Source organism: Methylomarinovum tepidoasis (genome assembly GCF_030294985.1).
In the GTDB taxonomy this organism is placed as follows: domain Bacteria; phylum Pseudomonadota; class Gammaproteobacteria; order Methylococcales; family Methylothermaceae; genus Methylohalobius; species Methylohalobius tepidoasis.
This window is the reverse complement of the sequence record NZ_AP024718.1, coordinates 615,254-635,293: the sequence shown is the minus strand read 5'-3', so window position 1 is coordinate 635,293 and position 20,040 is coordinate 615,254. Positions and strand designations below refer to the sequence as shown.

The window sequence follows — 20,040 nt, the reverse complement described above, 5'->3', positions numbered from 1 at the left end:
GGTTATGGATCGCAGGCGTTTTCTTCGCATTCACGTCGATTTGCCCGGAACCGTCAAGCTGGCCTCGGGGATGGAGCTGCCGGTACGGGTGTTCGACGTCTCCGGCGGGGGGTTACAAATCCACTGCGACGCCCTGGACAGCGAGATCATCGCCCCAGGCGGGGACTGTCTCGACCGCCACGGGCGTCCGATCGAGGTGGATGTCTGCTTTCAGCCGGAAAGCCAGCCGCTGCAGCTTCGCTGCCGCATCGTCTTCGTGCGCCGTCTCTCGCGCGACCGCTACTGTATCGGTCTCAGCTACGCCGATCCGCTGCAGAGCGACGTGGTCGAGGTCGAGCGCGTGCTCCTCAACACCGCCGCCAGACCCTCAACTCCCCCCTAACGCTGCAGTCAGGCGCGCCGCCAGTTGCCGGCGACGGTCTTCGGCCAGGGGCAGGTTGCAGCGGTCGGTCAGATGGAAGACGTCTTCGGCCCGCTGTCCCAGGGTCGAGATCCGGGCCTCGTGCAGGCGCAGGCCGAATTCGTCGAATACCTTGGCCACCGCCGCCAGCAGGCCGGGACGGTCGGCGGCGACCAGTTCCATCACCGTATGTCCCTTGGCGTCCTCGCTGAAGCGGACCTGGGTGGGCAGGCTGAAATGACGCAACTGGCGCCCCGGCCTGCGGGTGATCCGGAAACAATGGGGGGTAGGGGTCTTGAGGCAGCGTTTCAGCTGCTGCGCGATCTGTTGTTCCCGCGCCAGCTCGGTGATGGGGGTGCCGTCCCGTTCCAGCACCCGAAAGCTGTTGACCGCGTAGCCGTCGTCGGTGGTGTCGAGGCGGGCGGTGAGAATGGTGAGCCCCAGGCGGTCGAGCAGGGCGACGGTGTGAGCGAAGATGCCGTCCCGGTCACGCATGTAGATGAAGACGTCGGTGCTGCCGCGGTGGTCGTGGGGGCGGATCATCACCAGAGGCAGATCGTCATCCGCAGTGGCGGCGATGGCGACGGTGTGCCAGACGCACTCGTCCGGGTGGCAGCGGAGGAAATAGTCGTGGCTGAAGGTGTTCCAGACAGGCCGCACGGCTTCGGTATCCAATCCCAGCTGTCGCAGCTGCTCGATGGCGGCTTCCCGCCGTCCGTCGATGCGGGCCCGTGCGTCGATTGGCTGTTTTCCCTGGCGCAGGACTCGGCGGGTGGCTAGGTAAAGCTCCTGCAACAGACTGTCGCGCCACGAGTTCCACAGGGTGGGATTGGTGGCACGGATGTCGGCCACGGTCAGCAGGTACAGGTGGTCGAGACGTTCCTCGTTGCCCACCTGGCAGGCGAATTCCGCCACCACGTCCGGATCCTGGATGTCCTTGCGCTGGGCGGTGACCGACATCAGCAGATGATGGCGCACCAGCCAGCAGATCAGCTCGGTGTCGTGTTCATCCAACCCGTGGCGGCGGCAGAAGGCGCGCGCCAGCCGCTCGCCGATCACGGAATGATCGCCTCCCCAGCCCTTGCCCATATCGTGGTACAGTCCGGCCAGATAGAGGATCTCCGGCCTGGAAAGCTGGGGAAACACGGCGGCGGCGAAGGGCACCTCGTCGCGGTGCCGGGGCAGCCCCAGGCGGCGCAGATTGCGGACGGTGAAGAGGATGTGCGCATCCACGGTATAACTGTGGAACAGATCGTACTGCATCCTGCCGACGATGCGAGCGAATTCCGGCAGATAGGCCGCCAGCACGCCGTAGCGGTTCATGCGCCGCAGTTGGTGGGTGACCCCGGCGGGCTGGCGGAAGATTTCCAGAAACAAACGGCAGGCTTTGGGATCGGCGCGGAAACGGTCGTCGATCAGATGCAGGTGGCGGCGGATGGCGCGGACGGTATCGGCACGGATGCCCTTGAGCTCGGGGTGGCGCTGCAGCTGCAGGAAGACTTCCAGCAGTGTCAGGGGGTCTTGCCGGAAAAGCTCGGGACGGCGGATCTCCAGATAGCCGTTGACGATCTGGAAACGGTCGTCGAGGATTTGCGCTTCGGCCCGGAAACCGGGGTTCAGCGCCTCGCCCAGCCGCTGCAGCAGGATCTCGTTGAGACACTGGACGCTGCGGGCGGTGCGGAAGTAATCCTGCATGAACGCTTCTACCGGCGCGTTGCCGTCGCCCCGGTGGCCGAACTGACGGGCCAGATCACGCTGGTAGTCGAACAGCAGCCGGTCCTCGCAGCGGCCGGCGAGCAGATGGAGGGCGAAGCGGACCCGCCAAAGATGATGCAGGGCGCGTCGCAGTTCGGCGTATTCGGCCTCGTCGAGGAAACCGCGCGCCACCAGCTCCCGCAGGGTGGCGGTGTCGAAATGGCGCTTGATGACCCAGGCGACGGTCTGGATGTCGCGCAGGCCGCCGGGGCCTTCCTTGAGGTTGGGTTCGAGGTTGTAGGCGGTGTCGTGGTACTTGGCGTAGCGGGCTTCCTGTTCGGCGAGCTTGGCACGGAAGAAAGCGTCAGAAGGCCACAGACGTTGCGGGGCGATGCCTGCTTTCATGGCGGCGAACAAGTCGGGGTCGCCGTCGAGACGGCGGGCGTCCATCAGATTGGTGACCACGGTCTGGTCGGTGGCGGCCGCTTCCAGGCACTGGGGCACGGTGCGCACGCTGTGGCCTGGTTTGAGGCCGATGTCCCACAGCAGGGTGAACAGGCGGCCGAGCTTTTCCGTCAGCGCCGGCGGCGGCGCCTCCGGCACCAGCACCAGCAGGTCGATGTCCGAATGCGGATGGAGTTCCCGGCGCCCATAGCCGCCCACCGCCACCAGGGCGGCGGTGGCAGCATGATCGCCCAGACGCCGCCAGCAGCCGCGCAGCAGGGCATCGACGAAATCGGCGCGGGCGTGGATCAGGGATTCGATGGGGGCGCCGGCCCGGAAGCGCTGGGCCAGCTCGTCGTGAAAGGCCTGCAGGGCATGTTTCAGCGCGGCCAGATCGGTCATTCGCCGCGTAGGGTGCGGGGGAAGTCCTCCTCGTCGCGCAGGGTCAGGACCTCGACCCCGTCTTCGGTCACCGCCAGAGTGTGCTCCCACTGGGCCGAGAGGCTGCGGTCCTTGGTCACCACGGTCCAGCCGTCGGGCAGCACCTTCACCTGGCGCTTGCCGGCGTTGACCATCGGTTCGATGGTGAAGGTCATGCCCGGCTCCAGGATGATGCCGGTATCCGGCTTGCCGTAGTGGAGCACCTGGGGCTCCTCGTGGAACTCGCGGCCGATGCCGTGGCCGCAGAACTCCCGCACCACCGAATAGCCCTGGGACTCGACGTATTTCTGGATCACGTGGCCGATCTGGCCCAGGTCCACGCCGGGACGGACCTCGCGGATGCCGCGGTACAGCGCCTCCTGGGCCACGTTCACCAGTCTTCTGGCCTTCAGCGAGGGCTCGCCGACGAAGAACATCTTGCTGGTGTCCCCGTGCCAGCCGTCCTTGATGACGGTGATGTCGATATTGACGATGTCGCCGTTCTTGAGCCGTTTGTTGCCGGGGATGCCGTGGCACACCTGGTGGTTCACCGAGGTGCAGATGGACTTGGGAAAGCCGCGGTAGTTGAGCGGCGCCGGGATCGCTTTCTGCGCTTCGACGATGTATTCGTGGCACAGCCGGTCCAGTTTCTCCGTGGTCACCCCGGGTTTGACGTAGGGGGCGATGAAATCGAGCACCTCGGCGGCGAGTCGGCCCGCGACGCGCATCTTTTCCAGCTCTTCCGGGGTCTTGAGGTGAAAGTCGCGGCGCCGGCGGCGCAGGGGTCCGTGTTGCATAAGGCGTTGTCGTGAGATCGGGTTTCGTGATATAAACTTCGGCTATTTTAACAGCAATCCACACACCTATCGACACGGCCGGCGGGGTGCTCGTTCCGACAGACGGGACGGGTCGCCGGGCGGGATGGGTGGAGGCTTAACCCCAACCGACAATCAGGAGTGAATCCATGGTAGACGTCACCATGCGCGAGCTGCTCGAGGCAGGCGTGCATTTCGGCCATCAAAAGCGCTATTGGAACCCCAAAATGGCCCCCTACATCTATGGGGTCCGCGCCGGCATCCACATCATCAACCTGGAAAAGACCCTGCCGCTGCTCAGGCAGGCGATGAACTTCCTCGAGGACACCGCCGCCAACAAGGGCGTGGTGCTGTTCGTGGGCACCAAGAAGACCGCCCAGAAGGCGGTGCAGGAAGAGGCGACGCGCTGCGGCATGCCCTACGTGAACCACCGCTGGCTCGGCGGCACCCTGACCAATTTCAAGACCATTCGCCAGTCGGTCAAGCGCCTGAAAGAGCTGGAGGCCATGCGTGACGACGGCAGTCTGCAGCGCTTCAGCAAACGTGAGGCCCTGGAGCTGATGCGGGAGCTGGAGAAGCTCGAGCGCAGCCTCGGCGGCATCAAGGACATGAACGACCTGCCCGACGTGCTGTTCGTCCTCGACGTCGGCCAGGAGTACATCGCCGTCAAGGAGGCGAAGAAGCTGGGCATTCCGGTGGTCGGCGTGGTGGACACCAACAACGATCCCACCGGCATCGATTACATCATTCCCGGCAACGACGACTCCATCCGCGCCCTTCAGCTGTACTGCCGTCTGGCGGCGACGGCGATCCTGGAAGGCAAGGCCAGTCAGGTGGAGATGGTCGCAGCCGCCGACGAGTTCGTCGAGGCGCCGGAAGAAAACGCGGCGGAAACCGCCGCTCAGGACTGAAATCCAAGCAAGAGGTAGAAGCGAGAGATGAGCAATATTACCGCTGCCATGGTCAAGGCGCTGCGTGAGCGTACCGGCGCCGGCATGATGGAATGCAAGAAGGCCCTGGTGGAAACCGGCGGCGACATCGAGGCCGCCATCGAACACATGCGCAAGGCCGGGTTGGCCAAGGCCGACAAGAAGGCCGGCCGCACCGCCGCCGAAGGCAAGATCGCCATCAAGGTGTCCGACGACGGCAAGCGCGCCGTGATCCTGGAGGTCAACAGCGAAACCGATTTCGTCGCCAAGAACGAGGATTTCCTCAAGTTCGTCGACAAGGTTGCCCAGCGCGCCCTGGAAACCGGCGTCGAAACCGTCGAGCAACTGCTCGAAACCCCGATCGAGGAAGGCGGTCCCACCATCGAGGAGTCCCGTCGCGAGCTAGTGGCCAAGCTGGGCGAGAACATCGCCATCCGCCGCCTGATGAAGTTCGAGACCGAGGCCGGCAAGCTGGCCTGCTATCTCCACGGCAACCGCATCGGCGTAGTAGTGGAGATGGAAGGCGGCGACGACGAATTGGCCAAGGACATCGCCATGCACATCGCCGCCAGCAAGCCGGTGTGCGTGGAAGAGCAGGACGTGCCGGCCGAAACCCTGGAGAAGGAAAAGGAAATCTTCACCGCCCAAGCCGAGGCCAGTGGCAAGCCGGCCAACATCGTCGAGAAGATGGTGGAAGGCCGCCTGCGCAAGTTCCTCAAGGAAATCACCCTGTTGGGCCAGCCTTTCGTCAAGGACACGGATCTGAGCGTCGCCCAGCTTCTGAAGCAGAAGGGTGCCAGGGTGGTCCGTTTCGTCCGCTTCGAGGTCGGCGAAGGCATCGAGAAGCAGCAGGCCGACTTCGCCGAGGAAGTGATGGCCCAGGTTCGCGGCGACTGACATGGAACCGCGCTACCGCCGGATCTTACTGAAGCTCAGCGGTGAAGCGCTGATGGGGGAACGGGAGTCCGGCCTCGATGCCGGCCCCGTCCACCGTCTGGCCAGGGAAATCGTGCAGCTGCGCGGCATCGGCGTCGAAATCGGCCTGGTGATCGGCGGCGGCAACATCATCCGCGGCGCCCAGCTGGCCTCCGAGGGGCTCGATCGGGTCACCGGCGACCACATGGGCATGCTGGCTACGGTCATCAACGCCCTGGCGATGCAGGACGCCATCGAGCATCTGGGGCAGCCGGTGCGGGTGATGTCGGCCCTGAAGATCAACCAGGTGTGCGAGGACTACATCCGCCGCCGCGCCGTGCGCCATCTGGAAAAAGGGCGGGTGGTGATCTTCGCCGCCGGACTCGGCAATCCCTTCTTCACCACCGATTCTGCCGCCAGCCTGCGGGCCATCGAGATCGACGCCGATCTGCTGATCAAGGCCACCAAGGTGGACGGCGTCTATAGCGCCGATCCTTTCAAGGATCCGGCCGCGGAGAAGATTCCCTATCTGACCTACGACGAGGCTCTCCAGCGCCGGCTGGCGGTGATGGACACCACCGCGCTGGTGCTGTGCCGCGATCACGACCTGCCCCTGCGGGTGATGAACGTGTTCGAACCGGGGGCGATCCTGCGGCTGGTCCAAGGCGAGGACATCGGTTCACTCATCGATACGGGGAGGCATTGATGATTGAGGACATACGCAAAGAAGCCAAGGCCAAGATGGAGAAGACCGTCGCGGCCATCAAGCAGGAGCTGGCCAAGATCCGCACCGGCCGCGCCCATCCCAGCCTGCTCGATCACATCAAGGTGAGCTACTACGGCAGCGAGGTGCCCATCAGCCAGGTGGCCAACGTCGCCGTGGAGGATGCCCGCACCCTGACCATCACGCCATGGGAGCGCAACATGGTGGCGGTGATCGAGAAGGCGATCATGGAATCGGATCTGGGTATCAACCCCATGACCGCCGGAACCGTCATCCGGGTGCCGCTGCCGGCGCTGACCGAGGAGCGCCGCAAGGAGCTGGTCAAGGTCGCCCGACACGAGGCCGAACAGGGCCGCATCGCCATCCGCAACATCCGCCGCGAGGCCAATCAGGAACTGAAAGAAGCGCTCAAGGAAAAGCTCGTCACCGAGGACGAGGCGCGCCGCGCCGAAGAGCAGATCCAGAAGCTGACCGACGACTACATCAAGAAGATCGACGCCATCCTGGCGGAGAAGGAAAAAGACCTGCTGTCGCTGTAGCCATTCTGCATGACCCAACCCCTGCCAGAGGAATCCACGCTGCCCCGCCATGTCGCCATCATCATGGATGGCAACGGCCGCTGGGCGCGCCGCCGCCATCTGCCCCGGACCGCCGGCCACCAAGCAGGGGTGACTGCGGTCCGCAAGACGGTGGAGTATTGCGCCAGGCGCGGCATCCAAGCCCTGACCCTGTTCGCCTTCAGCAGCGAGAACTGGCGCCGGCCTGCGGAGGAGGTCAGCGTCCTGATGCGGCTGTTCGAAATGACCCTGGCCCGCGAGGCCCGCAAGCTCGACGAGAACGGCATCCGCCTGCGCATCATCGGTGACCGTAGCGCCTTTTCCCCCGCGCTGCAGGCGAAGATCGCCGAGGCCGAGGCGCTGACTGCAGGCAACGACCGCATGACCCTGCTCATCGCCGCTAACTACGGCGGCCGCTGGGACATCGCCCAGGCGGCCCGGAAGCTGGCCCGCGAGGTGGCGGCAGGTCGGCTCGCGCCCGACGAGATCGACGAGGAGAAGCTGGCCGCCCATCTGTCCTTCGCCGGTCTGCCGGAGCCGGACCTGTTCATCCGCACCGGGGGCGAGCTGCGGATCAGCAATTTCCTGCTGTGGCAGCTGGCCTACACCGAACTGTACTTCACCAAGGTGCTGTGGCCGGACTTCGACGAGGCCGAACTGGACAAGGCCCTGGCCGAATACGCCCGCCGCGAGCGCCGTTTCGGTCACACCAGCGAACAACTGGCGCGCAGGCTGTCGGCATCGAGCGCCTGAACCACAACGATAACGAAAACCAAGATACGAGCCCATGGCTGAAACCACCACCTCCCCATCCCCCCTCTGGAACCGCAATCTGACGTTGCGGCTCGCCACCGCCGCGGTGCTGATTCCCCTAGTGCTGGGGGCGGTCTACTATCTGCCGGTCAAAGGCTTTCTCATCGCCTGGGGCGTGGTCATCCTCGCCGCCGCTTGGGAATGGAGCGCCCTGGCGGGAATCCGCAAAGTTCCGGGAAGGATCGTTTTCGTCGCCTTGGTGCTGGCGTTCCAGATATTGGCCTGGTACTGGCCCAGACTGGTCGGCTGGCTGGCGGCGACCACGGGGCAGCCGTGGCTGATGAAGGCGGTGCTGGCCCTCGATCACATCGTCTGGCCGACGCTGCTGTTCTGGCTCGGGTTCGGTTTCTATCTGCGCACCTGGCCGGAGCGGCTGGTGAAACAGGTCTGGTCCCGTGGGCTGCGGGTCTTCGTCGCCTGGTTCGTCCTCTGTACCGCCTGGCTGATCATGGCGCGCCTGCGGGCCAATTTCGGCAACGCGTCCATCCTCTATCTGCTGCTGCTGGTGTGGATCGCCGACAGCGCCGCCTATTTCGCCGGCCGCAAGTGGGGGCGGACGGCGCTGGCCCCGGCCATCAGCCCGGGCAAGACCCTGGAAGGCGTCTATGGCGCCCTGTTGGCCTGCGCCCTGTTCGCCGCCGGGATCGGCTATTTCTTCCTAGAGTTTTCCATCAAGGATGTGCTCGACTTCACCCTGCTGGCGCTGATCGTGGTGCTGGTTTCCATCTGCGGTGACCTGCTGGTGAGCCTGTACAAGCGCTGGGCCGGGGTCAAGGATTCCGGCCGGTTGCTGCCGGGACACGGTGGGTTGCTCGACCGCATCGACAGCCTGCTGGCGGCCGGCTGTGTACTCTATGCCGGTTTCTACGGACGGGAGATGTTCTGGTGAAAGGGTTGTGCATCCTTGGCGCCACCGGCTCGATCGGGGTCAGCACCCTCGACGTGGTGGCACGCCATCCGGAGCGTTACCGGGTGGTGGCGTTGACCGGCCACCGCCGTGTCGAAGACCTTTACCACCAGTGCCTGCAGCACCGCCCCGCCTATGCCGTGGTAGGCGAGGAAGACGATGCCGCCGCGCTGCGGCAGCGTTTAGGTGAGGCCGGGCTGGACACCCAAGTGTTGCACGGTCAGGTGGGGCTGACCGCCGTGGCCACCCTGCCCGAGGTCGATTACGTCATGGCCGCCATCGTCGGCGCCGCTGGCTTGCTGCCGACGCTGGCGGCGGCCCGGGCCGGCAAGCGCGTTCTGCTGGCCAACAAGGAGGCGCTGGTGGTTTCCGGGCCGGTGTTCATGGAGGCGGTGCGGGAGGCGGACGCGGAGCTGCTGCCCATCGACAGCGAGCACAACGCCATCTTCCAGTGCATGCCCGCTGGCTACCGCGCCGGACATCCCCCGGCGGCGGTGCGCCGGATCCTGCTGACCGCTTCGGGCGGGCCGTTCCTCGACACCCCGCTGGAGCGCCTGGCCCACGTCACCCCGGAACAGGCGGTGGCCCATCCCAAGTGGGACATGGGCAGGAAAATCTCGGTGGATTCGGCCACCATGATGAACAAGGGCCTGGAGGTCATCGAGGCCTGTCTGCTTTTCGACCTGCCCCCGGAGCGCATCCAGGTGGTGATCCACCCCCAGAGCGTGATCCACTCCCTGGTGGATTACGACGACGGCTCGGTGCTGGCCGAGCTGGGCAACCCCGACATGCGCATCCCCATCGCCTACGGTTTGGCCTGGCCGGAGCGGATCGATTCCGGGGTCGAGCCGCTGGATCTGTTCGAGGTGGCGCGGCTGGACTTCCGCGAGCCGGATTTCGGCCGTTTCCCCTGTCTCAGACTGGCCTTCGAGGCCGCCCGCGCCGGCGGCACCGCCCCGGCCCTGCTCAACGCCGCCAACGAGGTGGCGGTGGCCGCCTTCCTGGAGCGCCGCATCCCTTTCACCGCCATCGCCGAGGTCATCGCCGACACCCTGGACGCCATCCCCGCCAGCACCGCCACCGATCTCGACAGCGTCCTGGCGGCCGACGCCGAGGCGCGCCGTCATGCGGAAAGCCTGATCGCCCGCTAACCCAATCCGCCGAGGTGGATCATGGACATCGCCCATAACATTTTCTTCTTCATCGTCGCCATCGGGGTCCTGATCACCTTCCACGAATTCGGCCACTTCTGGGTCGCCCGCCGCGTGGGGGTCAAGGTGATCCGCTTCGCCGTGGGCTTCGGCCCCCCGCTGTGGCGCTGGCGACGTTCCCCGGAGGACACCGAGTTCGTCATCTGCGCCCTGCCCCTGGGGGGGTACGTCAAGATGGTGGACGAGCGCGAGGGTGAGGTGAAACCGGAAGATCTGCCCCGCGCCTTCAACCGGCAGCCGCTCGCCAAGCGGATCGCCATCGTCGCCGCCGGGCCGCTGTTCAATCTGCTGCTGGCGGTGCTTCTCTACTGGGTGGTGCTGGTGACCGGGGAGACCGGCCTCAAACCCGTCGTGGGCGAGGTGCCCCCCGACACCCTGGCGGCTGCCGCCGGCTTCGAGCCCGGGGACGAGATCATCGCCGTGGAGGGCGAACGCACGCCCACCTGGAGCCTGGTCATCAGCAAGCTGACGGCGGAGATGCTGGAAAAGCGCAAGCTGCGCATCGAGGTGCGCCGTCCCGGCGGCGACCGCGAGATCCGCATTCTGGAGATTCCCGAGGAACTGGCGCAGAATCCCAATCAACTCGGCGGAAAGCTCGGCCTGGTTCCCTGGCAGCCGCCGATTCCGCCGGTCATCGCCACCGTCCAGCCGGGCAGCCCGGCGGACCAGGCCGGCCTCCAGCCGGGGGACCGGATCGTGGCCGTCAACGGCCGGCCCATCGACGACTGGCGCGAGCTGGTCGAGCTCGTGCGCGACAGCCCCGGAAAACCCTTGACCCTGACGCTCGAGCGCGCCGGTCTGGAGGTCGAGGTCACGGTCATTCCCGAATCGACGCCGGGAGCGGATGGCAAGCAGCTCGGCAGGATCGGCGCCGGGGTCAAAATCCCCGCCGAAGCCTTCGAGCGCCTCAAGGTCACCTATCGCCTCGGGCCGCTGGCGGCGATTCCGGCCGCCGTCGGCAAGACCTTCGAATACGCCTGGCTGACCCTGAAGATGATCGGCAAGATGCTGGTGGGCCAGGCTTCGGTCAAGAATCTGTCCGGCCCCATCAGCATCGCTCAGTATGCGGGCCAGTCGGCGGCGTTGGGGATGGACGCCTTCCTCAAGTTCATCGCCATCGTCAGCATCAGCCTGGGGGTGTTGAACCTGCTGCCGATCCCGGTGCTCGACGGTGGCCACCTGCTGTTCTACCTGATCGAAGCGGTGCGCGGCCGGCCCCTGTCCGACGAGGCCATGGCGATGGCTCAGCAGATCGGTATAGCCATTCTGCTGGCGCTGATGACCCTGGCGATCTTCCTCGACATCCAACGCCTGTTCCACTGAGGTTCCCATGAAGAAAATCCTCCTGCCCCTGCTGTTGTTGGCCGTCACCGCCGGCGCCGAGACCCCGCCGGACACCCTGCGCCAGGCCCTGGGCCGGCAACTGCCGGGAGCGACCATCGACGCCATCCGGGAAACCCCGGTGCCCGGCCTTTACGAGGTGGTCATCGGCCCGCACATTTATTACGTTTCCAAAGACGGCCGCTATCTCCTGCGCGGCCATCTGATCGACCTCGAAACCCGCACCGACCTGACCGAGGCCAAGCAGGCCAAGGCCCGCCTGAAAGCGCTGGAAGCGTTGGGTGAGGACAGGATGATCATCTTCGCTCCCGAGCACCCGAAGCACACCATCACCGTGTTCACCGATGTTGACTGCGGCTACTGCCGCCGCCTCCATTCCCAGATCGACCAGTATCTGGCCAGGGGCATCCGGGTGCGCTACCTGTTCTTCCCCCGCGCCGGCAAGGGATCCCATTCCTACGACAAGGCCATCGCGGTCTGGTGCGCCAAGGACCGCCGCAAGGCACTGACGGAGGCCAAGCAGGGCAGGGAAATCGAACTCAAAACCTGTGACCATCCGGTGGATCAGCATATGGCCCTGGCCCAGCAGTTCGGGATCACCGGCACGCCCATGATCGTCACCGAAACCGGCGAGATCCTGCCGGGCTACGTGCCACCGAACACCTTGGCGCGGCATCTGGAGGAAGCCGGGGGGCAATGAAACCCCGCTACCGTCGTCACGGCCGGGTGCTGGTACACACCGGCGAGGGTAAGGGCAAGTCTTCCGGCGCCTTCGGGGTGGCGTTCCGCGCCGCTGGCTGGGGGATGCAGGTCTGCGTGATCCAGTTCATCAAAGGCCGCTGGCAGACCGGCGAACAGCGCGCCGCGGCCCGCTTCGACAACATCGAATGGCACGTCAGGGGCGAGGGCTTCACCTGGGACACCAAGAACCCGCAACGCGACCGGGACGTCGCCCGGGCGGCCTGGGACTTCGCCCAAGAAAAGATCCTCAGCGAAAAATACGATCTCGTCGTCCTCGACGAGATCAACTACTGCTGCGGTTACGGCTGGATTTCCGGTCAGGAGATCGCCGCCTTCATCCACGAGCGCAAGCCCGCCTGGCTGCATCTGATCCTCACCGGCCGCAACGCCCCTCCCGAGGTGATTGAGGTGGCCGATACCGTCACCGAGATGCGGCTGGTCAAGCATGCCTACCGTCAGGGAATCGAGGCCGAGCAGGGGATCGAATTTTGAGGTCCCATTCGCGTCAGCCTGCCCGGCCTGAGCTTCAGGCTGCCTCCTGTTGCAGGCGTTGTTCCTGCTGTTCGCGGCGGGCGATGGATTCGGCGTTCATCTGATTGAGCACTTCCACCACGCCCAGACTGCTCTTTTCCATCTTCTCCATCATGGCAGTGATCTCGTCGATGAGGTGAGGATTGGCCTTCCAGTCCTGGCGGGCCAGCGCCAGCGCCCGGTGGGCGGAGGTATGCACGCCTTCGTGGGGCGCTTCCAACTTCTTGTAGCTCGGCAGGCTGCTGAAACGCTCCTTGCCGACTCCCTCGTAGTACCATTTGCCGAGGCGGCAGGAGTGATTGTCCACGGCGATGGCCTTGCACTCGTTGACGTTGGTTTCCGGATCGGAGACGGCAAGGTAGGCGTTCTGCTTGTAGATGATGTGGTCCACCTTCACCAGAGTGCTGAAAGCGGTTTCCTGGGCGTTGGTGGCCTGGATGATGGTGCGGTGCGAGGCTTGTTCGAACTCGCCGAAGCGGGTGCTGAAAGCCTCCACCAAGGGCTGCATTCGTTCGGCCAGGGAGACCGACTCGCTCGCTTCCCTAGAAATCGCCTCCACGCTGGTGCCGAAGCTCTGCAGGATCTTGGAAATCTCCACTGCCGCTTCTTTGGTGCGGTTGGACAGCGCCTTGACCTCGTCGGCGACGACGGCGAAACCGCGGCCGTATTCGCCGGCGCGGGCGGCTTCGATGGAGGCGTTGAGGGCCAGCAGGCTGGTCTGGTCGGCGATTTCGGTGATGATCGACAGGGAGTTGATCACCTGTTTGCTGTTCTCGCTCAGGTCGTTGATGATGCGGGCGGCGGAGGCCACCTTGCCGGCAATGTTGCCCACCGCTTCGCGCACCTCGTCCACCCCCGCCTTGCTCTCGGAAGCGGCGGTGGCGTTCTCGTCGGCGATCTTCACCACGTCTTCGAGGATCTGGGTGACCTGGACCATGTCGTTCTGACACAGTTTGAGGTTGCTGACCAGATTGCCGGTGTTGAGGTCGTGGAGATTATGGGACAGGCGGGTGGCCAGCTGGTGCTCGTGGTTCTTCTGCATCGTCTCCAGCGCCAGGTTGGCGTACTTCAGGCTCCGGCGCATCTGTCCCGGCAGCCCGTGGCCGAAGGCGCGGCGGTGGAAATCGCCGTTGCCGGCACGGGTGAACACGGTGGTCATCTCGCGGAAATAGGCCTCGCACAGGTCGAGGAACTCGTTCAGTTCCCAGGCCATCTGCCCCACCTCTCCCAGGGCATGGACGTGAGTGACGCGGTGATGAAATTCACCCCGACGGCAGCGCTTCAATATCTGATGAACTTGAATGATGGCATCTAGATAACGTTTGATGGTGCGATGGCAGAACCAGGCGACGGCCGCCATGGCGAGCGGCAGCAGCGCCAGTGTCCAGTCCCAGCCCCGGCTGAATCCCTGCCAGATCGCAAAGACGAGCGGCAGCAGCACGACGGCCGCACTCAGCAAGGCGATCTGGGTCCGCAGAAACGGTTGGTATTGGTAACGTTGGCTTTTGTCGGTCATGGCTTTTCCTTCAACCGTAGAGTTCCAGAGCGAATTTTTCATAATCGGTGTCCTTGGCGGCAAGCAGGTCTTGCAGATAGGCCTGGGCCTTGACGATACCCTGCTTGATGCCGCCGGCGCTTTTCTCGATCCGCAGCATTTCCTGATAGATGGGCTCGACGGTGCGGATGGCGGAAATCGGCGGCTGACGCCGCACCGAGTAGTAACCCACCACTTGGCCGTTGTTATCGATGTCGGGGGTGACGTTGGCGAACACCCAGTAGTAGGAACCGTCTTTGCACAGATTCTTGACGAAGCCGAAGAACTCCTTCTTTTCCTTGAGGGTGTCCCACAGCAGCCGGAACACCGCCCGCGGCATGTCGGGGTGGCGGATGATGTTGTGCTGCACCCCCAAAAGCTCCCGCTCGCTATAGCCGCAGATCTCCATGAACACCCGGTTGGCGTAGGTGATCTTGCCGCTGGTATCGGTCTTGCTGACGATGAATTCCTCTTCCCCGAGTTTGATCTCGTGGTTTTTGGGGGTCGGTCGTTCGCGCATCGTGATTGCTCTCCCTTGAAAAGGCGTTTACTGGCAAGTGTAGTCCAAAATCCGCCGCCTGCCGGCGTTGCGTCCGGGCGTTGGGGAGCTTATCCTTGGGATGTCGATAACGATAAAGACCAAGACACAAGGAGAACGAATTCATGCGTCACGAGATCCTGTGTTTGGCGGCCCTGCTCGTCGCAGGTTCGCCGTCGATGGCGGCCGAAGGGGAATACCCAGCGGCCCATTTCGAACCCGAAGTGATCTACCAGGCGGAAACGGCCGCGGCCGGGCCCGTTGCCCCCGCCACCGAAGCCGATCCCGACTATCCGGCGGCCACGTTCACGCCGCAAGTGATCTATCAGGACCCGGAGTTGATCGAAAAGGTCGGACCTCAGATGGTGCAGGAAACCCCGGCGGCGCCGGTGACACCCGCAGCACCTAAAGCCTCCGGGGAACGGGTAGCGCAGCGCACGCCCCGTCCCCAGGGCACGCCGGGCGACGTTTCCCCGCCTTACACCGCCCTGTTGATCGCCCTGGGGGCCATCGCCCTGGCTTTCTGGTGGTCGCGGCGCGAGGAAGCGCAGGCTGGCGAAGCGCCGGTCGAGGCGGAAGAAGCCCTTGAAGAAGGCGAGACGGAGGCGGCTGCCGATCCGGAGGCCGAAGCCGCTGCAGCCGAGGCGGAAGAAGAAGTGATCGAGGAGCTGGCCGAGGAGGCCGAAGCGCAATTGAGCCATCTGAACCGCCAGCGCGCCAACAAGACCAAACGCACCCGGCGGCGCTGATTCTCCAGATCCCGGCGCTCGTCAGGAACGGGCGCCGGCGGTTTTCTCCAGCCTTTCTTTCCATTCGTACAACAGCTGCAGAGCCTGACGCGGGGTCAGGTCGTCCGGGTCGAGCCGTCGCAGCTGCTCGCTGAGCCAGGCGTCCACCGGCTGGGTGAAAAGATCCAGCTGCGGCGGTGGGGTTGCCGTATCGCCACGTCGGTTTTCCAGCGCTGCCAGTTTGCGCCGCGCCCGCTCGATCACATCCTGCGGCACTCCGGCCAGGGCCGCCACCTGCAGGCCGTAGCTCTGGCTCGCCGGGCCCTCGCGCACGCTGTGGAGAAACACGATGTGGCCGTCGTATTCGGCCGCCTCCAGGTGGACGTTGACGGCGCCTTCCAGCTGCCCGGCCAGGGCGGTGAGTTCGAAATAGTGGGTGGCGAACAGGGTCAAGGCCCGGTTTTTTCCCAAGAGCCTTTCGGCCACCGCCCACGCCAGCGACAGGCCGTCGAAGGTGCTGGTGCCACGGCCGATCTCGTCCAGCAGCACCAGGCTGTGCTCGGTGGCGTTGTGAAGGATGTTGGCGGTTTCGGTCATCTCCACCATGAAGGTGGAACGTCCCGAGGCCAGATCGTCGGAAGCGCCGATGCGGGTGAAGATGCGGTCCACCGGGCCGATGAGCGCCCGCCCGGCGGGGACGAAGCTGCCCAGGTGCGCCATCAGCACGATGAGGGCGTTCTGGCGCATATATGTGGACTTCCCGCCCATGTTCGGGCCGGTAACGATGTGCAGGCGGCGCTGGGGATTCAGTTCCAGGTCGTTGGGCACGAAATTCTCTACCTGGCGTTCCACTACCGGATGGCGGCCGGCTTCGATGTGGATGCCCGGTGTCTCCGTCAGCTGGGGCCGGTGCCAGTCGCAGGCGACGGCCCGTTCGGCCAGGTTGGCGAGCACGTCCAGCTCCGCCAGGGCACGGGCGCGGGCCTGGATGGCCGGCACCTGGGGCGCCAGGGTCTGCAGCAGCCGTTCGTACAGGGCCTTTTCCAGCGCCAACGCTTTCTCCCGGGCGCTCAGGACCTTGTCCTCGAAGGCTTTCAGCTCCGGGGTGATGAAGCGTTCGACGTTCTTGAGGGTCTGGCGGCGGACGTAGTCGGCCGGCACCCGCTCGCTCTGGGTACGGGGAATTTCCAGATAATAGCCGTGGACCTTGTTGTAGCGCAGCTTGAGACTGGCGATGCCGGAACGTTCGCGTTCGCGCCGCTCCAGTTCCAGCAACCAGTCGTCGCCGTGTTGGCTCAGGCGCCGCAGCTCGTCGAGCTCGGCGTCGTAGCCGGGGGCGATGACGCCGCCGTCGCGGATCAGGGCCGGCGGTTCGGCGACGAGGGCCCGTTCCAGCAGCGTTTGCACTTCCGGAAGATCTACCAACTCAGCCCGCAGCTGGTGCAGGCGGGTGGGGTCGGAGTCGGCCAGCAGGCTGCGCAGGTCCGGCAGGGTCTCCAGGGTCTGGCGGATCAGCACCAGATCCCGGGGGCGGGCGGTTCCCAGGGCGATCCGGGCCGCCGCCCGTTCGATGTCGCCGGTCCGGCGCAGCGCTTCGCGTAGGGTCTCGTAGCGCTCGGTTTCGATCAGGATTTCGACCGCGTCCAGACGGGCCTCGATGGCGGCGCGGTCGCGCAGGGGGCGGTGGAGCCAGCGCTTCAGCAGACGGCCGCCGGCGGCGGTGACGGTGGCGTCGAGCACTCCCAGCAGGGTGAATTCCCGTTTGCCCGAGGGATGCCGGTCCAGTTCCAGGTTGCGGCGGCTGGCTGCGTCCAGGCCGATGGTGTCGGCGGCGCTTTCCACCTGCAGTCCGGTGAGATGCGGCAGAGCGCTGCGCTGGGTTTCCTGCACGTACTGCAGCAGGGCGCCGGCGGCGGCCACCGCCAGATCCAGCCCTTCGCAGCCGAAGCCGGCCAGATCGCGGGTTTTGAACTGCGCCAGCAGCAGGCGGCGGCTGCCTGCGGGGTCGAAGTGCCACGGCGGGCGGCGGGTGATGCCGCTGCGTTCGGCCAGACAGGCGGGCAGGTTCCAGTCCTCCGGCACCAGGATTTCCGCCGGATCCAGACGCTCCAGTTCCGCCGCCAGGGCCGCCTCGTTTTCCACCTGCTGCACGGCGAAGCGGCCGCAGCTCAGTTCCAGGTGGGCCAAGCCGATGCCGTTCCCGGCGGGGGCGACGGCCAGCAGCAGATTGTCGCGGCGCTCCTCCAGCAGGGCCTCGTCGGTGGCGGTGCCCGGCGTCACCACCCGCACCACCTTGCGTTCCACCGGCCCCTTCGATTTGGCCGGATCGCCGATCTGTTCGCAGATCGCCGCCGACTCGCCCAGTTTCAGCAGGCGGGCCAGGTAGTTCTCCAGAGCGTGATAGGGAATCCCGGCCATCGGTACCCGCTGGCCGGCGGATTCGCCCCGGGAGGTCAGGGTCAGATCCAACAGGCGGGCGGCCTTGACCGCATCGTCGAAAAACAGCTCGTAGAAGTCCCCCATACGGTACAACAGCAGCGTGTCGGGGTACGCCGCCTTGAGGCGGAGGTACTGCTGCATCATGGGGGTATGGCGTTCGAGGGGAAGGGTCGGGGTCATGCGCCCGGACGGCTAAGAATCGGAACTCACCGTGGCCATATCCGCCACAGCAGCAACACGATGGCGCCGAACTGGCTCAGCCAGAACAGGAAACTCCATTTCAACCAGGCCGTGTGACTGTTGGCGATGTCCACCTTCAGCTCCGCGCGCACCTGTTCGATTTCCTTGATCAGGCGCAGCTCGGTTTCCTTCAGTTCGGAGCGGACCGCCTCCGTTTCCGCACGCACCTGCTCGATTTCCTTGATCAGGCGCAGCTCGGTTTCCTTCAGTTCGGAGCGGACCGCCTCCGTTTCCGCACGCACCTGCTCGATTTCCTTGATCAGGCGCAGCTCGGTTTCTTTCAGTTCGGAACGGACCGTCTCCGTTTCCGTGCGCACCTGTTCGATTTCCTTGATCAGGCGCAGCTCGGTTTCCTTCAGTTCGGAACGGATCGTCTCCGTCTCCAGTCGCACCTGCTCGATCTCCTTGACCAGGCGCAGTTCCGTTTTGCCCAGATCGGTGCGGGTGGCCATGTCCCCAAGATGGGGATAACGCTCCTCCAGCGCCTCGAAGGCCTCGGCAATGATCCTGGCCCGCGCCTCATCGTTGGGGGCGGTGCGGAGTCTGTCATACAGGTCGAGAACGGAAGAGCTCATCGGTCACAGAACTTGTCTGGCCGGACACAAAACCATAAGTCTAGCGTTCCATTTGCCGGGAAGAGAGCTCAGGGATCACCGATAAAACGCACCGGTTTGCGCCCGGCCAGATGATCGGGGGTGATGACGTAGGTGCCGCCCATGGTGGTTTGCCAGATTTCCCGGGCGACCCGCTCATCCCCGCCGGTGAAGGCCCAGGCCAGTCCGCCGGTCAACGCCCCCAGCCCGGCGAAGGTAAGCTTGAACGCCCCATAGACCGGCGTGACCAGAAAGCTAGCAAAGCCGGCAAGGAGCTCGGTGGCGACGTTGGTGTCGTGGCGGTCCGTATGCTGCTGGGCAGCCGGGGGGGGTGCCAATGGATAAGTCCGCGCGGGATAAATGGATTCGTCCGCTTGTGTGAACAGGGGCATGAGCAGGCAGAAAGCAAGGAGGAGATGCTTCATAAGATCGGTTCAAGATTTGTTAACCTAGATGTACCATTCTACCTTGCTTTTCGTTTCATAGTGTTTGTGGGTAATGAACCTTTCCGAACTTTCCCGGCTGGTGGGGGAGCGGCTGCGCGGCCGAGGATTGCTGTTGGCCACGGCCGAGTCCTGCAGCGGCGGCTGGATCGCCAAGTGCATCACCGACGTGCCCGGCAGCTCCGGCTGGTTCGACCGCGGTTTCGTCACCTACAGCAACGCGGCCAAAATGGAGATGCTGGGCGTGAGGGCGGAGACGCTGGGACGTTTCGGGGCGGTGAGCGAGGAGACGGTGCGGGAGATGGCCGCCGGAGCGCTGGCCTACAGCTGCGCTGGAGTGGCGGTGGCGGTCAGCGGGATCGCGGGACCTTCGGGGGGGACGCCGGACAAGCCGGTGGGCACGGTATGGCTGGCCTGGCAGATGAAGGGACAGGCACCGGTAGCCCGTTGGTATCATTTCAACGGTGACCGTGAGGCGGTGCGCCGCCAGGCGGTAGCGACCGCCTTGCAGGGCATTCTGGATGTCTGCCGAAGCGAATAAACCCTCCAAAAACCGCCTGTTCTTCGCCCTCTGGCCCGACGAGGCGGTGATTGAGGCGGTCGAGCGGATGCGCGGGGAGCTGGGGTTGGATCAGGGGCGGCCGGTGCCGCAGGAGAACTTGCACATCACCCTGCTGTTTCTGGGAGACGTCCCCGACGAGACCCTCGATGACCTCAAGGCCCTGGCCGACCGCCTTGCCTTGGCGTCCTGCGAAATCGTCCTCGACCGCCTGGAACATTGGGTCCGCCCCGCCGTCCTATGTCTGACCGCCTCCGAGGTGCCGGAGCCGGTGGCCGAACTGGTGAACCAGCTCAAACGCGGCGTGCGCAAGCTGGGGTTCAAACCGGAGAAGCGTCCCTTCCGCCCCCATCTGACCCTGGCGCGCAAGGTGCGACGCCGGGTGGGGGAACGGCAGATCGAACCGGTCCGCTGGCCGGTGCGCGATTTCGTCCTGGTCAAATCGGACCGCGACGACCAGGGTTCCCGCTACACTATCCTCGGCCGCTGGCCCCGCAGCCGCGAGGCTGTGCCATAATTCCCC

Annotated in this window: 21 protein-coding genes; 14 read left to right on the top strand and 7 right to left on the bottom strand. The window is 65.1% G+C overall.

Annotated elements, in window-relative coordinates; translation table 11 throughout:
- Positions 1 to 4 precede the first annotated feature (4 nt).
- A complete protein-coding gene (locus MIN45_RS03170; RefSeq protein ID WP_286293331.1) occupies positions 5 to 382 on the top strand; it encodes a PilZ domain-containing protein in 378 nt (125 codons plus the stop codon).
- Here MIN45_RS03170 and glnD read toward each other — a convergent pair.
- Together glnD and map are read right to left on the bottom strand one after the other, a co-directional pair.
- Positions 368 to 2,941, bottom strand: a complete 2,574-nt coding sequence (glnD, locus tag MIN45_RS03165) for a [protein-PII] uridylyltransferase (RefSeq protein WP_286293330.1) — start codon at positions 2,939 to 2,941, stop codon at positions 368 to 370. The genes MIN45_RS03170 and glnD overlap by 15 nt on opposite strands.
- Positions 2,938 to 3,756, bottom strand: a complete 819-nt coding sequence (gene map / locus MIN45_RS03160) for a type I methionyl aminopeptidase (RefSeq protein ID WP_286293328.1) — start codon at positions 3,754 to 3,756, stop codon at positions 2,938 to 2,940. The genes glnD and map overlap by 4 nt, the downstream gene beginning before the upstream one ends.
- Before the next feature lie 167 nt (positions 3,757 to 3,923).
- On the opposite strand from map, the gene rpsB reads away from it, so the two are divergent.
- Genes rpsB through cobO form a run of 10 tightly spaced genes read left to right on the top strand, consistent with a single transcriptional unit; the run spans position 3,924 to position 12,404 of the window.
- Complete coding sequence (gene rpsB, locus MIN45_RS03155) at positions 3,924 to 4,685, top strand: 30S ribosomal protein S2 (protein ID WP_286293327.1); 762 nt, start codon at positions 3,924 to 3,926, stop codon at positions 4,683 to 4,685.
- Between the two features lie 27 nt (positions 4,686 to 4,712).
- Entirely contained in the window at positions 4,713 to 5,600 is an 888-nt protein-coding gene (gene tsf / locus MIN45_RS03150) for a translation elongation factor Ts (RefSeq protein ID WP_286293325.1), read from the top strand.
- A gap of 1 nt (position 5,601) precedes the next feature.
- Positions 5,602 to 6,324 carry a UMP kinase gene (gene pyrH / locus MIN45_RS03145; RefSeq protein WP_286293324.1) on the top strand — a complete coding sequence of 241 codons (723 nt, stop codon included), beginning with the start codon at positions 5,602 to 5,604 and terminating at the stop codon, positions 6,322 to 6,324.
- Complete coding sequence (frr, locus tag MIN45_RS03140; RefSeq protein WP_337250354.1) at positions 6,324 to 6,881, top strand: ribosome recycling factor; 558 nt, start codon at positions 6,324 to 6,326, stop codon at positions 6,879 to 6,881. Before pyrH ends, frr begins: the two co-directional genes overlap by 1 nt.
- Before the next feature lie 9 nt (positions 6,882 to 6,890).
- On the top strand, positions 6,891 to 7,652 hold the full coding sequence (uppS, locus tag MIN45_RS03135) for a polyprenyl diphosphate synthase (RefSeq protein WP_286293321.1): 762 nt from the start codon (positions 6,891 to 6,893) through the stop codon (positions 7,650 to 7,652).
- Positions 7,653 to 7,686: 34 nt separating this feature from the next.
- Positions 7,687 to 8,601, top strand: coding sequence for a phosphatidate cytidylyltransferase (locus tag MIN45_RS03130; RefSeq protein ID WP_286293319.1), 915 nt, complete (start codon positions 7,687 to 7,689; stop codon positions 8,599 to 8,601).
- Positions 8,598 to 9,770 carry a 1-deoxy-D-xylulose-5-phosphate reductoisomerase gene (gene ispC / locus MIN45_RS03125; RefSeq protein WP_286293318.1) on the top strand — a complete coding sequence of 391 codons (1,173 nt, stop codon included), beginning with the start codon at positions 8,598 to 8,600 and terminating at the stop codon, positions 9,768 to 9,770. Before MIN45_RS03130 ends, ispC begins: the two co-directional genes overlap by 4 nt.
- Positions 9,771 to 9,791: 21 nt before the next feature.
- On the top strand, positions 9,792 to 11,153 hold the full coding sequence (gene rseP / locus MIN45_RS03120; RefSeq protein ID WP_286293317.1) for an RIP metalloprotease RseP: 1,362 nt from the start codon (positions 9,792 to 9,794) through the stop codon (positions 11,151 to 11,153).
- Positions 11,154 to 11,160: 7 nt separating this feature from the next.
- Positions 11,161 to 11,871, top strand: a complete 711-nt coding sequence (locus MIN45_RS03115; RefSeq protein WP_286293316.1) for a DsbC family protein — start codon at positions 11,161 to 11,163, stop codon at positions 11,869 to 11,871.
- Positions 11,868 to 12,404, top strand: a complete 537-nt coding sequence (gene cobO, locus MIN45_RS03110; RefSeq protein WP_286293315.1) for a cob(I)yrinic acid a,c-diamide adenosyltransferase — start codon at positions 11,868 to 11,870, stop codon at positions 12,402 to 12,404. Before MIN45_RS03115 ends, cobO begins: the two co-directional genes overlap by 4 nt.
- Before the next feature lie 34 nt (positions 12,405 to 12,438).
- On the opposite strand, the gene MIN45_RS03105 is transcribed toward cobO, so the two are convergent.
- Positions 12,439 to 13,959 (bottom strand): methyl-accepting chemotaxis protein, encoded by a 1,521-nt coding sequence (locus MIN45_RS03105; protein WP_286293313.1) that lies wholly within the window; start codon positions 13,957 to 13,959, stop codon positions 12,439 to 12,441.
- Between the two features lie 10 nt (positions 13,960 to 13,969).
- The gene (locus MIN45_RS03100; protein ID WP_286293311.1) at positions 13,970 to 14,497 is read right to left on the bottom strand and encodes a PAS domain-containing protein; all 528 of its coding nucleotides are present in this window, start codon (positions 14,495 to 14,497) and stop codon (positions 13,970 to 13,972) included.
- Between the two features lie 143 nt (positions 14,498 to 14,640).
- Between MIN45_RS03100 and MIN45_RS03095 the strand changes: the two genes are divergently transcribed.
- Entirely contained in the window at positions 14,641 to 15,264 is a 624-nt protein-coding gene (locus tag MIN45_RS03095; protein ID WP_286293310.1) for a hypothetical protein, read from the top strand.
- A gap of 21 nt (positions 15,265 to 15,285) precedes the next feature.
- On the opposite strand, the gene mutS is transcribed toward MIN45_RS03095, so the two are convergent.
- The 3 genes from mutS to MIN45_RS03080 form a co-directional block, all read right to left on the bottom strand.
- On the bottom strand, positions 15,286 to 17,862 hold the full coding sequence (gene mutS, locus MIN45_RS03090; protein ID WP_286293309.1) for a DNA mismatch repair protein MutS: 2,577 nt from the start codon (positions 17,860 to 17,862) through the stop codon (positions 15,286 to 15,288).
- Positions 17,863 to 17,888: 26 nt separating this feature from the next.
- On the bottom strand, positions 17,889 to 18,497 hold the full coding sequence (locus MIN45_RS03085) for a hypothetical protein (RefSeq protein ID WP_286293308.1): 609 nt from the start codon (positions 18,495 to 18,497) through the stop codon (positions 17,889 to 17,891).
- A 68-nt stretch (positions 18,498 to 18,565) separates the two neighbouring features.
- Positions 18,566 to 18,940 (bottom strand): hypothetical protein, encoded by a 375-nt coding sequence (locus MIN45_RS03080; protein WP_286293307.1) that lies wholly within the window; start codon positions 18,938 to 18,940, stop codon positions 18,566 to 18,568.
- A 73-nt stretch (positions 18,941 to 19,013) separates the two neighbouring features.
- Here MIN45_RS03080 and pncC point away from each other — a divergent pair, with 73 nt between their 5' ends.
- Both pncC and thpR read left to right on the top strand, forming a co-directional pair.
- A complete protein-coding gene (pncC, locus tag MIN45_RS03075) occupies positions 19,014 to 19,499 on the top strand; it encodes a nicotinamide-nucleotide amidase (RefSeq protein ID WP_286293305.1) in 486 nt (161 codons plus the stop codon).
- Positions 19,480 to 20,034 carry an RNA 2',3'-cyclic phosphodiesterase gene (gene thpR / locus MIN45_RS03070; RefSeq protein ID WP_286293303.1) on the top strand — a complete coding sequence of 185 codons (555 nt, stop codon included), beginning with the start codon at positions 19,480 to 19,482 and terminating at the stop codon, positions 20,032 to 20,034. The genes pncC and thpR overlap by 20 nt, the downstream gene beginning before the upstream one ends.
- Positions 20,035 to 20,040: the final 6 nt, after the last annotated feature.